The 14,428-nt window shown below is 42.8% G+C and carries 9 protein-coding genes and 1 pseudogene; 3 read left to right on the plus strand and 7 right to left on the minus strand.

Translation table 11 applies throughout. The features are described 5' to 3' along the window. Positions 1-12: 12 nt before the first annotated feature. The 3 genes from ABLT31_RS16685 to ABLT31_RS16695 all read right to left on the minus strand — a co-directional run bounded on the left by ABLT31_RS16685 (position 13) and on the right by ABLT31_RS16695 (position 3,341). Complete coding sequence (locus ABLT31_RS16685) at positions 13-720, minus strand: DUF5058 family protein (protein ID WP_367753603.1); 708 nt, start codon at positions 718-720, stop codon at positions 13-15. 28 nt (positions 721-748) lie between these two features. Further along, complete coding sequence (locus tag ABLT31_RS16690; protein ID WP_367753605.1) at positions 749-1,873, minus strand: M42 family metallopeptidase; 1,125 nt, start codon at positions 1,871-1,873, stop codon at positions 749-751. A gap of 283 nt (positions 1,874-2,156) precedes the next feature. Next, positions 2,157-3,341, minus strand: a complete 1,185-nt coding sequence (locus tag ABLT31_RS16695; RefSeq protein ID WP_367753607.1) for a CaiB/BaiF CoA transferase family protein — start codon at positions 3,339-3,341, stop codon at positions 2,157-2,159. Positions 3,342-3,499: 158 nt separating this feature from the next. Between ABLT31_RS16695 and ABLT31_RS16700 the strand changes: the two genes are divergently transcribed. Continuing rightward, positions 3,500-5,629 carry a helix-turn-helix domain-containing protein gene (locus ABLT31_RS16700; protein ID WP_367753609.1) on the plus strand — a complete coding sequence of 710 codons (2,130 nt, stop codon included), beginning with the start codon at positions 3,500-3,502 and terminating at the stop codon, positions 5,627-5,629. A 65-nt stretch (positions 5,630-5,694) separates the two neighbouring features. Here ABLT31_RS16700 and ABLT31_RS16705 read toward each other — a convergent pair whose 3' ends face one another. Continuing rightward, entirely contained in the window at positions 5,695-8,001 is a 2,307-nt protein-coding gene (locus ABLT31_RS16705) for a copper amine oxidase (RefSeq protein ID WP_367753611.1), read from the minus strand. Between the two features lie 19 nt (positions 8,002-8,020). Continuing rightward, positions 8,021-9,493 carry an aldehyde dehydrogenase family protein gene (locus ABLT31_RS16710; protein WP_367753613.1) on the minus strand — a complete coding sequence of 491 codons (1,473 nt, stop codon included), beginning with the start codon at positions 9,491-9,493 and terminating at the stop codon, positions 8,021-8,023. 229 nt (positions 9,494-9,722) lie between these two features. Between ABLT31_RS16710 and ABLT31_RS16715 the strand changes: the two genes are divergently transcribed. Together ABLT31_RS16715 and ABLT31_RS16720 are read left to right on the plus strand one after the other, a co-directional pair. Then, positions 9,723-10,433: a response regulator transcription factor gene (locus tag ABLT31_RS16715; RefSeq protein ID WP_367753615.1), complete on the plus strand. Its 711-nt coding sequence runs from the start codon at positions 9,723-9,725 to the stop codon at positions 10,431-10,433. Further along, positions 10,423-12,621, plus strand: a complete 2,199-nt coding sequence (locus ABLT31_RS16720) for a sensor histidine kinase (protein ID WP_367753617.1) — start codon at positions 10,423-10,425, stop codon at positions 12,619-12,621. Before ABLT31_RS16715 ends, ABLT31_RS16720 begins: the two co-directional genes overlap by 11 nt. 36 nt (positions 12,622-12,657) lie before the next feature. Here ABLT31_RS16720 and ABLT31_RS16725 read toward each other — a convergent pair. Both ABLT31_RS16725 and ABLT31_RS16730 read right to left on the minus strand, forming a co-directional pair. Then, positions 12,658-13,275, minus strand: a pseudogene (locus ABLT31_RS16725) (putative PEP-binding protein); the annotation flags it as partial. Further along, a complete protein-coding gene (locus ABLT31_RS16730) occupies positions 13,266-14,426 on the minus strand; it encodes a mannitol-1-phosphate 5-dehydrogenase (protein WP_367753619.1) in 1,161 nt (386 codons plus the stop codon). The gene ABLT31_RS16730 and the pseudogene ABLT31_RS16725, both read right to left, overlap by 10 nt. Positions 14,427-14,428: the final 2 nt, after the last annotated feature.

The raw sequence follows: 14,428 nt of genomic DNA on the forward strand, positions 1-14,428 counted from the left end.
CCCTGCCCTTCCTTAAGATATGAAGAATCCTATGGATAATCCGATAACAATCACCAAGCCAAGTGACCATTCTTTTAGCCAGCTTAAATGAAACCTGTTGGCAACCGACATAATGATGGGCATAACGATCAATGCAACGATCAAGACGATGGATTCATCCAACCCTTTCACCATTTCACTGCTTCCAAGATAGCTAAAGGCTCCGATCATCGCTGCAGTAGAGATTGACTTTAAAACGTTTACATTTTGACTTTTGCCGGCAACTTTATCTTGTATTTTTCCTAGAGATTTAGTAAATAGGGCCGTGAATAATAGCCAACCCATTCCCCCCAGACACATCACCCAAACGGCGGTAGTAAACGCCTGTTCCGTAAAGTTCGGAGATCCTAAATCAGCCCCGCCTGCCTTAGCTCCCAGGCTTGCTCCAACTGTTTCAATAGCCGCCGATCCAATAATCGCTATTCGCATTAAGGTAACCGGTTCTCCTATCAGCGTAATGAGGGAAATCGCTACAAACACGATGGCTAAAGTAGGCCCTAAAGAGCTGATCGCCCCCGCTCGAATGGCGGATCGAACCTCTGTAGAAGTCATGCCAACAGAGGCACTTGTCTTAGCGGAAAGCCGGATAAACACAATGGCCTGAAAGATGACAACCCCAACAATGAGTAAAGCAAAAATCCAAAGCGGAAAGCTATTTGCCAATTGCATGACTTGTTCCATCTTTGTCCCCCTTTTCGTTATTTATTTATTATAGAAAGTCCAAATTCTTTTTCCCATTATCTTCAACAATCCCTTTAACGATCTTCAGGACACCTTCCACGTCATTCAGATTTACAAGTTCGACTGGCGAATGGGAGTATCTTCGAGGCGTTGCCACGATTCCAACCGGTACGCCTTTATTGGTCAAAGCCAGATTGGCCGCATCTGTCGTATAAAAATCTCCCACTAAGGTTAAAAACTGCAGTGGCACATTCTCTTTTTGTGATTGTTCTTCAATCATCTCTCTTACTTTCGGGTGGATGTAGGTAAAAAACAGTCCCTTCACTCCATCCGAAATCGGGCATGCCGGCCCTCTGCCAAGGTAAACGGGAAGGACGCGTTCCGTATCGATATCAGGCGTATCACCTGCAGGAATCGTATCCAGAACAATAGCATAATCCGGTTCAATCGCATTTCCCGCTGTCACGGCGCCATGCAGCCCTATTTCCTCTCGGACTGTTACTACGCCGTAGAGAGTCCCCGAAAAATTCATATCTTTGATTTGATGGAACAATTCAATTAATACAGCGCAATTAATTCGATTATCCACCGATTTTGTGGAGATGAGATCCGGGTTGTGCATTTCCATAAAATCGCTTTGAAAAACGATGCCGTCACCGATCTTAATTCCTATAGCCTCGACTTCTTCCCGCGAAGAGGCCCCCACATCAATATAACACTCACGGATGGACTTTACCTGCCTGCTTTCTTCGGGTGTTTGCAGGTGTCCTGGCTTTGTCCCGATGATTCCGGGGATTTTTTTATGGGTGATCCAAACCTTCCTTCCAGGCATTAAATTATCGGGAACGCCCCCGATCTTATCGAAGACAATATAACCATTGGCAAGAATGTTTTTGACACAAAATCCCACCTCATCGGAATGGGCCGAAATCATCAGCTTTGGGCCTGGCGACGTGCCATATTTAACAGCGATTACATTGCCAAAATGATCAACCTTAACCTCATCTGCGTGCAATGCGAGCTGATCTCTTACATATCTAACTACGGATTGCTCTGAACCGGAAACGCCGACAAAGCTGCTTAATTTTCGAAAATGACTCTTTATTCTTTCTTTTGAACTTAGTTTCTGTTCTATCAAATCCTGTGTTTTCATATTAATAATCCTCCTTTATATTTTAGGCTCTGTTAACATTGGTTGTTGATTTTTTGAATAGGTTCAGCAGGATTAGGCGGACATAGGGTTCGCTATTCTCGTGAAAAACAGATATAGGAGCTTTTTTCGGACAATGAGTTTGTTATTTGCTCAAAAATGGTGAAATAGAGTAGACTCTTAACAAAATAACGGAACCTATGTCCACTCCACTCTCAATCATGGCGATTTTTTCCCATTTAACGAATCTAATGTCCGCAATGGAACACTCCGAACTGATGATCTATTACACCACTCCCTGCTCCCTCAATTGTTCCATTTCCGATTTCGTGTAACCTAAGCCCGCCAAAATGGCTTCATTATGCTGACCGAGCAGAGGGGCTGCTGCTACAATGGAGCCCGGTGTCCTGGATAACTTGACCGGAATCCCCGGCATCATGACGCGCCCGGCAATGGGGTGATCCTGATATACGACCATCTCGCGCGCTAGAACTTGGGGATGTTCTACTACTTTTGCTATATCATTGATAGGGCTAGAAGGAATGCCGGCTTCTTCAAATAGCTTCAGCCAATCTTCCACCGTTCGCTGTTTGATCACTTCACCCATGATCGGCTCCAAAACAGGCCAGTTATCCGTTCGGTCAGCATTCGTCTTAAACCGGGGATCTTCGGCTAACTCTTCTTTCCCCACGGTACTGCACCATTTTTTCCAGAGAGTATCGTTTCCTGCGGCGACAACCACATGGCCATCGGATGCCTGGAAGACCGCGAAGGGTGTAATCGATGGATGACGATTCCCTGTTGGCCTAGGAGAGTCTTCCGTTACAGCATACCGGGCAATGGCATTTTCCAATATCGCGACTTGACAATCCAGCATGGCTACATCTACTTTCTGCCCTCTCCCGGTTTCTCTTCGCGTCTGCAGGGCCGCTAGAATTCCAATGGTCGTGAACAGCCCGGACGTGATATCACCAATCGAAGCACCCACCCGCGTGGGAGGACCTTCCGGGTTGCCTGTCAGACTCATGATTCCACCCATCCCTTGAACAATCAGATCATAAGCTGCCCTTTGGCTATAAGGGCCCGTATGTCCAAACCCGGAACTTGCGGCATAGATCAAGCGCTGGTTTATTTTTTCCAGTTCCCCATATCCAAGTCCAAGCTTCTCCATCGTCCCGGGACGGAAATTCTCCAAGACCACATCGGCATCTTTGACAAGACTTAAAAAGATTTTCTTTCCCTCCGGAGACTTCAAATTTAAGGATAAACTCTTTTTATTTCGATTTAAGCTGATAAAGTAGACACTCTCCCCATTGACAAAAGGACCATATCCGCGAGAATCATCCCCGCCGTTCGGGTTTTCAATTTTGACCACATCCGCGCCAAGGTCTGCTAGAACCATAGAGGCATACGGGCCAGCTAAGACCCTAGTCAAATCCAGCACCCGAACGCCCTGTAACGCTTTTTCCATGCGCCATCTCCTCCTCTATTTCATACTTTGGGCAATCTGTTAGTTTTATCTTTTCTGTATTTATAAAATAGTATAAAATATTATTAAATTAATTCAATGTAGGTTCATACGATGTTCTGTTCATTTCATTGTATGTTTTACCAATAAGGAGTAAAGGCATGATAACCTTCGAAGAAATCCAATATAATATAGAAAAAAAGCTCAAAGAAATTCCCTTTCAAATTTGGATTCTTGAGCCCCATAATCATCAACCGCATTTAGTTTATCCTGAACATAAAGAGGAGCTCTTTCAACCGCCGTCTTATCCCATGAGAAATACACACCAAAAATACAAGATTAGTCACCAAACGAATAAAACGGTTCTCACCTTTTTTTGTTCCGAAGGCCATCTCGTATTCATTTGTCTTCATGACGGAGATTTCATCCCCTCTGAAGAGCAGCTGGAACATTTGCATCTTGCCTTTTCTCTCTTCTTTACCCAAAAGCTGATTAAAATGAGAGAAAAGGAATTGCAAACCTTGGTAGAAGGCATTCATTCCATCACCTCATCACTCAACCTGGACATCCTGTTGACGAAAATTTCAGCAAGTGCCCTCGCCGTTATTCCTCCTGCTAATTGCTGTCTGTTTCAGCTATATGATGAGAAAAAGGCTCGCTTAATCCCAAAGGGAACCGTCGGTTTTAATGAACATATTCAACTTTTCCAGCCAAGAGTTGGTGAATCCATTACCGGAAAGGTTTTTGAAGAGGGAAGATCCAGACTATTCTACTCCAAGGAAGACATGTTCAAGGAGATGAGCAACATTTCTGAAGAAAACTCCATACATCTTTTCGCCGCCGTAGCCTCTCGCTCCTTAAATTCTTTAATAAGCGTACCGGTAAAAATGGGAGAAAAGAGGATCGGAGTCATGACGGTCTACCAATTCAATAGAGAAGGAAGATTAACGGAAAGGCATTTAACTTTACTGGAAGGCTTTGCCGATCAAGCTGCGATCGCCATTTACAATGCGGAGCTTTATTCTGAAATGAAAATGAGATTAAAAGAAGTGACGGACTTAAGTGAACAATTACAAGCGAAAAATGAGTTTCTTTTAAAGAGAAATCAAATCCATGCAACATTGACCCAACTCTCCCTGCAAAATGGAGGCATTGATTCTATCATTTTAGAATTGAATCGAATGATAGAAAAAGAGCTTTCCTTTATTAACATCCTAGAAATGGAATTTTATCCGAGATACCGAAACACAACTCCTCCTTTCGGAATAGATGAAATCGAAAAGATTTTTTCCGGAAAAAGCCATCCTGTTTATGTCGATCTTGTCGAGCGGAAGAAGAAGGAGAGTTATTACCTTTATCCTATTCGATCGGGCGCTATCTTTTTAGGGTGTTTTATCGTTCCTCTCGGGAGTCCGCTTACTCAGCTTGAAAAAATAACGCTGGAGCAAGGAAGTTCCGTGTTAGCATTAGAATTGGTTAAAAAACGGACTCTTACAGAAGTTTACTATAAGAAAACCCATGAATTTTTTAATGATTTATTAAAGAATAACCATCCTGAGCTCTTGGCAGCAAAAGGAAAAGAGTTTGGACTGAACTTGTCTCCCTCCTCTTTCTTAACCGTCTCTTTATTTGAAATTGCGACTTTCCAAGATCAAGACTTACATGCATTAGAGGTCAACATCCATCGACTGGCCTCTAAAATAAAGAGAAGGATGACCACGGTCAATATGCTCGCGTTTGGTTTTCATAATAAAGTCACTTTGCTTCTCTCTCTGAGAGATCCAGCCCAGCTTGCAGAAATAAGCCAGTCATTGCAGCTTATATTAGAAGAATGGAAAGACAGCGACGAGACTCCCATACGTATTGGGATCGGTAATCCTTACGAAGGCGTTGAGCATATTTCTAAAAGTTACGACGAAGCAAATAAAGCGCTGTCTTATTTAGAAAGCAGAAACCAGTCAGCCCTTATGCACTTTAAGGAGATCGGAATCAATCGTTTATTTCTAAATCAGCAGCCCCATGAAATCCAACGCTTTTTACATGAGATCCTATCCCCATTGTGGACGGAAAAGGCAAAAAATAATGATTTGGAAAAAACCCTTATCACTTATCTTGAATCCAACAGATCCGCTATACATACGGCGGATAAGCTTCACATTCACATCAACACCCTTTACCACCGGATCAAAAAAATTGAAGAATTATTGAATCTACGCTTCGATGATCCTGATGACTTTTTGAAAATACAATTATCTTGTCATCTATGGACGACATTTGGCTCTCCGTCATAAGGAAAACAAAACACCTCCACTAAGTCTAGTTCGATTTAGGGAGGTGTTTTTCAATCTATCCTATCCTATTCTTTCTCCGGAAGATCCAAAGTAGGCGTACGGTCAAAGTAATTCCATGGTTTCAGCATAGCATGAACCCACTCTGTAGGCATCATAGGCCATTCTTCGGCACGTGCGACATGGGTTGCACCTGTGGTCATCCATACGACAATATCTGTATTCTCAATAGACCCATTGTCCGAAGTAAATTGCTTCAATCCCGTATCTGTCTTACTTCGATTCGGATACTTTCCTTCTGGATATCTTTCATCGGGATGATAGTTCGTTACCCACAGTTGTTTATCCATGAAATGAACGCGGTTATATAACCACTCATCTTGGCTAAACAATGCTCCTTTAGCTATAGGGTGGGTTCCGCCTGCAAATGGTATGATTTGATAAGATACAGGATTGCCTACCTTATTTTCTTTGTTCGGATTGCTAACCAAACGAATGGTCGACGGATCAAATTTTTGAATGGCATCCTGTTCCGTTTTTACTGTCTTCTGCTCGGTAACCATGACGCTCTTTCGAGGGCCGCCATCTTGATTTGGCGCAACTTGAGGATTGACTTCCATTAAGGAATTGTTTGCCCCATCCACGTCCATATCGAGTCTAAAGTTATATAAATGCTGGTGTGTCGTACCCACTATATTGTGATCGAGCAGCGTACCATAGCGAGTATCCTTTTCACTGGTTTCATCATGCATGGTCTTGGTCACAACACCTTTTACCGCTTCAATGCCCGATGCACCGATGTCAATTTTAATCGTGCCATTCTGCAGCAGTACCCAATCAAATATATAATCGTAGTTCCCAATCGTACTTACCCAACGAACAACGAGTTCACGACGTTCCCTGCTTGCATTTCCTTCTGTGAATGTAACCAGATCATCGTGCCTGTATTCCGCGTCGGCATAGCGTTCGAAAATGGCTATAGCATTGGGAATGGTGTAGGGATTTCCTGCATTGTCAGCGATCGTTGCATCAAGAAGCAGAGCATTTTCGGGTACATCCGTTCCTTTTTTAAGCGAGGATGTTAGGGCACCCATTCCATAGTCACCGGAATCCAAATAGGCTTTAAAGTACCAGCCTACATCTGGATCTCCATAAGGAACAATCATGCCGCCAAGAGAACCTTCATACATGACCTTTCTTTTCTTGCCCTGGTCTTTATAGGTCATCGTGGAAAGGATCGGACCGACACGCGTGTCTAAACGCAGGTGGAAATCCCAATTTTGCCAACTGATGGTGTTTCCTGAAATCCTGTAGTTTTTTCCTTCCGGTTCCGTGATGCGCAGAGGCTGGATATCCGCCTTATTCGCATAATCTCTGCCGTCGTATGCATTCATTTGCATGGGGATGGGAATAACCCCGTCATCCTCAACTTTGATGACTTTCTTCTTTTCTAGATCGACAACGGCTACTAAGTTTTCAATCGGATGAGCCCAGAAATTCCCGTCTCCCGTATTTAGATAAGCAACTACCTTCAATAGCCGCAAGTCATGCTCCAAGCCGTCTTCTCCATTAAAATAGCCTACGGTTAATGGCGTCGCTACTACCTTTTTCACATCATTTATACCGCGTTTTTCCAGTGCTTTTGCATATTCAGGACTGGACTCGATCGCCGCTTGGGCGGTTGCAAAATCGTCCAGAATAATCATTCCGTGTACATCATCCATTGGCTCCCATGCGGTAAGTTCCTTTGTCGATAGATTGACTTGACCCTGAATCACTTGTTTTCCGTCCAGCGCAATAAATTCTGCCTGTCTCGCAAACGTCTTATTCTTGCTTCCCGTCAATACCCAGTCCCACACTTCATTCTTGCCCGGGACTTTTACCGAAATTTCAGTAAAACGAAGATTCCCTTTAAATTTTCCTGACTGCTTAAGTATATTTACGACGTCTTCAATCTCTTTTGGAGATAAAGGGTTTAAAGGGTTATAGGTATCTGCTACTTTAGCTGTTTGCAGAAGGTTAGATTGAAAAACTTCATTGATAAAATGATGTGACACATAGGAAACACCTTGTTCTACCTTTACAGGAACTTCAAGTGTAACGGTTTTTCCATTTACTTTGACTTCCTTAGAGTTCGGTTTTACTTCGACAATATAATCATCTTTCGAAATATGGATCGAACGGCTAGTCTGATCCCATTTTACAGTCGCTCCGAAATTCTCCAATGTCGTTTTCAACTCAACATATTCGATTTCACCACCATGAGCCGATGCAACATGATTGTTTACTATGGGCGAAAAAGGAGAAAATACGAACGATAGAACCGTACCCAGTATGAGCGATGATTTCAGAAGTTTTTTCTGCACGTTTTCCATTCTCCTTTCTAACATTTAATTAAAGTTGATACCAATTTAATCCCTCTTTGTTCAGGTCGATCCACACGCTTTTCGTATGGGTATACATATCCATAGCTTGGATACCTAATTCCCTTCCGAACCCGCTTTGTTTTGTTCCTCCGAATGGGACAGCACTATCCAGCATGCTATAGGTATTTACATAAACGGTACCTGCGTGCAACCCCCGAACCATGCGGTGAGCACGTTTCAGATCGTTTGTCCAAACGCCGGACGCTAGCCCAAAAATAGTATCATTCGCTTTTCTTAATACGTCTTCTTCATCTTTGAAGCGAATAACCGAGATGACTGGGCCAAAAATTTCTTCCCGGGCAATCTTCATTTCGTTTGTTACATTTTCGAATACAGTTGGAGTATAGTAATAGCCATTGCCCGCCTCTGCAAATCGTTTCCCGCCAGTCACCAGTCGCGCTCCTTCTTCTAGTCCACTCTTAACATAGTGTTCGACCGTCTTCAGCTGTTTCTCGGAAACTTGCGGTCCCATTTGCGTTGTCGCCTCTAATGGGTTACCGATGCGAATCGCATTCACTTTGTTAACAAACGAATCCATAAATTGATCATAAATCCCCTCCTGTACGAACAAGCGGGATCCCGATGCGCAAACTTGACCCTGGTTGAAATATATACCAAACATGGATCCATTTACGGCATCCTCCAGAGTGGCATCATCGAATATGATATTGGGTGACTTCCCTCCGAGCTCCAATGAGACTGGTTTTAAATGACGGCTTGCCGCTTGCATGATAATCCGGCCTACTTCGGTTGAACCGGTGAAAGCTACTTTATCTACATCCGGATGAGAGGATAAGGCTTCCCCTGCAACCGCTCCGCTCCCAGGAACTACGTTGATTACCCCATCAGGAATTCCTGCCTCTTGGAATAATTTTGCCAACTCCAATATGCTGATTGGCGTTTCTGCAGCTGGCTTAATCACAATGGTATTTCCTGCAGCCAGCGCTGGAGCTAGCTTCCACATGGTAAGCATAAGCGGAAAGTTCCAAGGCACGATGGCGCCGATGACCCCAAGGGGTTCTCTCAAAGTATAGTTTAAGCGGCTTCCCGGAGATGAAAGCGTAGCTCCTTGAACCTTATTAGCAAGACCGGCGTAAAATTCTAACACATCGATCGTCGCAGGAATCGCGATATATTTAGATTCATTTATGGGTTGACCGTTGTCCATCGTTTCCACTTCAGCCAAGTAGTTTGCATTTTCCCATAACTTCTGGGCTGCTTTGTACAGTAAACGGCCTCTATCACTTGGAGCCATATCCGCCCAGGGACCTGATTCAAATGCTTTGCGGGCTGCCTTGACCGCTAGATCAACATCCTCTTGCTGTGCCTGGGCTATCATGCCATTCAGTTCCCCCGTTGCTGGGTTTCTCGATTCGAATGTTTTGCCAGAAATGGAGTCAACCCATTGCCCGCCTATAAATAACTGATATTTTTTGGTCATGTTTTGTTCATCCTTCCCTCAATCTACTTTTGCAATCGGATTCATATTTTCTTGATTCGTTATTTCTGATCTAATAGTATTGGATGAAAGTAAAAACGAAAGTTAGTAAAGGTAAAAATAAGGTAAATTAAATGAACATTTTAAATATCCTTTATTCATAAAAGATATTGATTCCCGTGGGTTTGGATATTAGAATTAACATGATTGAGAGAAAGGAGGTAGAGCAGACATGGCAGGAGAATACGTACTGGTAGTAGATGATGAAAAGGAGATTGGAGATCTTCTTTCCATGTATCTCAAGAGGGAAGGTTTTAAATTTGCTGTGGCCCATTCAGGAAAAGAAGCCATTGAAAAAGTAAAGGAAACTAGGCCTGACCTTGTCGTGCTGGATGTATTTCTTCCGGATATTGACGGACATGAAGTATGCAGAACACTAAGAACATTTACGGATTCTCCTATCTTGTTCCTCAGTTGCAAAGACACGGAAATGGATAAGATTATTGGTCTTAGCATTGGAGCGGATGATTATATCAGTAAACCGTTTAGTGCGAATGAGCTAATGGCCCGGATTAAAGCTCACCTCCGCCGCCAACAAAAGCTCCACCGTGTCGAACTGGAAAAAGAACAAAAGGACACAACCGAAATCGTTTCAGCGTCATTACAATTGGATACTGCACGTCATGAGGCGTTTCTTCATGGCAAAAAAATAGGGCTGTCCGCAAAAGAATTCCAATTGCTCGCTTTTTTTATGCTGCATCCCCATCAAGTGTTTAGTACAGACCATATTTTGGAGCAATTGTGGGGCTTCGACTTTGACTCTGACACGAAAACAGTCAAGGTTCACATAGGAAAGCTTAGGAAGAAAATAGAAGATGACCCTGGAAATCCCAAAAAGATCATTACCATTAGAGGGGTAGGGTATCGATTTGATGATGCCTAATCGCTTTAAATTGTTCCCTCTCCCCAAATCGCTGTCTGCTCGAATTTTGCTCACTCTCTTACTGGTTTCTTTGGTACCTCTCGCTTTATTCGGAACTTTCTCCATGCAATTTGTAAAAAGTGCAATTGGCAATACCGCAGAGCGTACAGGAAATCTAATCACGACTAGAGTAATTGGGCTTTATCAATCCCATCTTCAAAGCCAAGCCGACATCATTAATATGGAGTTAACCAATATTGAGCAACATGTGCTTTTGGTGCAAAGATTTGCTGAACAAGTATACAATGAACCGCATTTGTTCCCTGTGTTGACACCCATCCATTTAAAGAAGGAAAAAGAAGGTTATTATTGGGAAAACAACGTTGATCCCGGCCAATCCAATACGGGAGCAACAGGGCATTTTCCAATAACCTCAAACCTTGTGGAGCGATTGGAGCGAAGCAAATATATCGAATCGATGTTTCAGAAAGGATTAGAAAATAATCCGAACATCGTAGCTATGTATTTAACCTTTCCTGAATCGGCATGGCGAATCTATCCCGGTATCGATTTGAAAAAGGAAATAGAAGACCAGTTTTTTGATCCTTCCATCCCCATTACGTCGTATCCCTTTTACACGAAGGCGTTGCCGTCTAGTAATACGCAAAGCGAGGCGGTCTGGACAGATCGATACCTGGACATTACTCATCGAAGCTGGATGCTTACGTCCAGCGCACCAGTCCTAACGAACAGCAAAAGTTTAGTAGGGGTAGTAAGTGCCGACATAGCCATTGATAAGATCGTCGAAAACATTCTCAACACAAAATTTAATCATCGAGATTCCTATGCCTTTCTTCTCAATCAATCCGGCAATGTGATTGCTGTGCAAGAAGGAGGAAAAGATAAGGTCCATTCTTTACCGCTCTCAAGTATCCACGAAGAAGGGAAAACAACAGCATCTAACATTACTTACTTATCGGATAATCGGATTTTATTAACAGCCCAAATCCCTACTTCCCATTGGTATTTGGGATACGTCATCCCTAAAGAAGAAATGGTTTCTCCCATTTTTGATGAAGCGAACCAGCAGATTTTGGAAAGCGGAAAAAAAATCGCTTCCCAATTGTCCATTGCTTCCTTGGTCATTACCCTGTTATGTATAGGGATGACCTTTGTCATGTGGAGTAAAATCATCGATCCAATAAGAAAACTGCTTGCTGGGATCCAGGATGTCGGAGCAGGAAATTTCGATGTACAGATTCCTCGCAGCGGAATTTCTGAATTTGATCGATTGTCCTCTTCTTTTAACTTAATGTCGCGTGAAGTGGATAGTTTGGTGCATGCTCTCGACCAGCGCATATCTGAAAAGGAAATCCTGCAAAACAAACTTCTGATCCTTAATGAGAATCTGGAGGCAACCGTATCCGAAAGAACGGATCAATTGCGAAAAACCAATATAACACTGACTCATCGAAACGAACAGCTGAAGAAAATGGAAGAATCCCGTTCTGCTCTTTTCGCCAATATTTCGCACGATCTCAAGACTCCGCTTACGATTATTTCCGGTTACATCGAAGCCATGAAGGACGGACTAATTCCTGAAGAAGAACAAGAGTTGTACCTTGAGAAGATCCAACAACGGATTGCTTCCGTTACTCGGTTGGTTCACGATCTAAACGAACTGAGCTTACTTGAAACAAGGACCAAAAAGTTAACTCGCATGAGGTTAAACTTAACCGAGTTTGTGAGAGAACTAAAACAAAGATGCTCCTCAATGGAAATAGACGGATCATCTCCTGTTAACGTAAACATTTCTGATAACTGGCAGACTGCTCATGCCATATCAAGATTTCACTTGAATGTCGACCAGGATCACTTGTATAGAGCCATTGATAATCTTATCGATAATTCACAAAAATACGGATCAAAGGGAAAGCCCATATCTATAGACCTTGCCATTGTTCAAAATCACCTCATCATAGCCGTTCAGGATCAGGGAGTTGGGATAGCAGAAGAACATCTTCCCTATCTGTTTCAACGTACGTATCGCGCTGACAAAGCAAGAAACACCTCCATTCCCGGGAACGGATTAGGTTTGGCGATTGTCAAAGAGATCATTGAAGCTCATGACGGAGAGGTATCGGTGCAAAGTGAATTAAATAAGGGTACGACTTTTACGGTTAAACTTCCTCTAATAGTAGACAATTAATATCCCGTACACAATATAAGGGCCTAGCGGAAATCGCTAGACCCTTAACATTTTATTGATCTTCTTTTTTTGCACCTTGGCTTTTTTAAAGGTATCCTTTACAAATCTCTCTACTTCCTCAGCCGTTTCCATATTTAAGATCTGTTCAACCACTGTATCTATTTCACTTTTTGATAGATTGCGAATGAGGCTTCTTGCCTGCAAAATGGAAGTAGCACTCATACTGAATTCATCCAATCCAAGTCCAAGTAAAATCGGTATGGCCACTTCATCACCTGCCATTTCTCCACACATGCCTGCCCATTTTCCTTCTTTATGCGCTGCATCAATGACCATTTTGATTAAGCGAAGAATAGCTGGGTGATATGGCTGATAAAGATAAGAAACGCGCTCGTTCATGCGGTCTGCAGCCATGGTATACTGAATTAAGTCATTGGTTCCAATCGAGAAGAAATCTACTTCTTTTGCAAATCGATCAGCCATCACAGCGGTAGATGGAATTTCCACCATCATCCCGATTTCGATATCTTCAGAGACAGCTATCTCTTCACGTTGGAGTTTTTCTTTTTCTTCTATTAAAATATCTTTGGCTTGGCGAAACTCATCAAGTGTTGCAATCATCGGAAACATAATTTTCAAGTTGCCTAACTCACTACTTGCCATTTTTTCAAATTATCGATTTGGTCTAATACAATTGTAAACAGAGCATGATCATATGGAATCGATGAATATTGATGAATGGCTTTTTCCAATCCCTTTACTTTTATGCTGTTTTGGATTTCCTGGGCCTCTGGGTCCCCTTCATAATCAAACAGATACGCAGCAGCAATCCCTAAGCCTAGATGATTGGGTACGATATGATAGTCAAAGGCCTGCCTAGCGGGAGCCACTAGACGATCTTGAGGAGATAGCTTTCGCATCGGCGATCGCCCTACTCTTGTTACTTCATCAGTTATGAAAGGATTTGCAAACCTTCGCAGGATTTTATCTATATACTCTTCATGATTCTGCTTATCGAATTGATATTTTCGGATCAGGAGATCCCCCGTTTCCCGTAAAGCATTCTTTGCCGTATCAAAAATAAAATCATGGCCAATGGCTTGATCGATGGTGTTAAATCCCAGATGGTAGCCTAAATAGGCAACAACAGCATGTCCAGTATTGACGGTAAAAAGCTTTCTTTCAATATATGGCGATAAGTCATCTACATAGGTAAGTCCTTCAATCTGGGGAATGTCTCCAACGAACTCCGTTTGATTAACCACCCATTCAAAAAAAGGTTCAACCGAAACCAGCAATTTGTCCGAATGACTTTGAATCGGAACAATTCGATCGACTGCGGAATTGGGGAATCCGATCATTTCATCGGCTTTTTCCTTTTCGGTTTCATTTAGCGTATCATAAACGTACGATTTTAATCGGGAACTTCCCCCGATCATATTCTCGCATGCTATGACATTTAATGGTTTGTTATTCGCTTGCAGACGCAATTCAATGCCCTTAGCTATAGCTGGGGCGATGAACTTCAGAATATTGGGACCCACGGCGGTGGTCACGAGGTCTGCATCAGAAATGAGTTTTGACACTTCTTCTTCGTGATTGCCGTTTAACGCTCTAACCCCTTTTATGGAAATGGTGTCTTGCTCCTTATCTGCAAGCACGATGGTATACTCATTTCGGCGATTGATTTCATCTACAAGCTCTTGGTTTACGTCAATAAAACAAACCTCATACCCTGCTTGGTGAAGAAGCTGTCCAATAAATCCTCTTCCGATATTCCCCGCGCCGAAATGAACAGCTAACATCG

This window comes from Ammoniphilus soli (genome assembly GCF_040813775.1).

Bases quoted from the DNA above. Each gene is read 5' to 3' on its own strand.
- ABLT31_RS16730 (WP_367753619.1), bottom strand. From the start codon at position 14,426: ATGTTAGCTGTTCATTTCGGCGCGGGGAATATCGGAAGAGGATTTATT.
- ABLT31_RS16715 (WP_367753615.1), top strand. From the start codon at position 9,723: ATGGCAGGAGAATACGTACTGGTAGTAGATGATGAAAAGGAGATTGGA.
- ABLT31_RS16695 (WP_367753607.1), bottom strand. From the start codon at position 3,341: ATGGAAAAAGCGTTACAGGGCGTTCGGGTGCTGGATTTGACTAGGGTC.
- ABLT31_RS16710 (WP_367753613.1), bottom strand. From the start codon at position 9,493: ATGACCAAAAAATATCAGTTATTTATAGGCGGGCAATGGGTTGACTCC.
- ABLT31_RS16690 (WP_367753605.1), bottom strand. From the start codon at position 1,873: ATGAAAACACAGGATTTGATAGAACAGAAACTAAGTTCAAAAGAAAGA.
- ABLT31_RS16685 (WP_367753603.1), bottom strand. From the start codon at position 720: ATGGAACAAGTCATGCAATTGGCAAATAGCTTTCCGCTTTGGATTTTT.
- ABLT31_RS16700 (WP_367753609.1), top strand. From the start codon at position 3,500: ATGATAACCTTCGAAGAAATCCAATATAATATAGAAAAAAAGCTCAAA.
- ABLT31_RS16705 (WP_367753611.1), bottom strand. From the start codon at position 8,001: ATGGAAAACGTGCAGAAAAAACTTCTGAAATCATCGCTCATACTGGGT.
- ABLT31_RS16720 (WP_367753617.1), top strand. From the start codon at position 10,423: ATGATGCCTAATCGCTTTAAATTGTTCCCTCTCCCCAAATCGCTGTCT.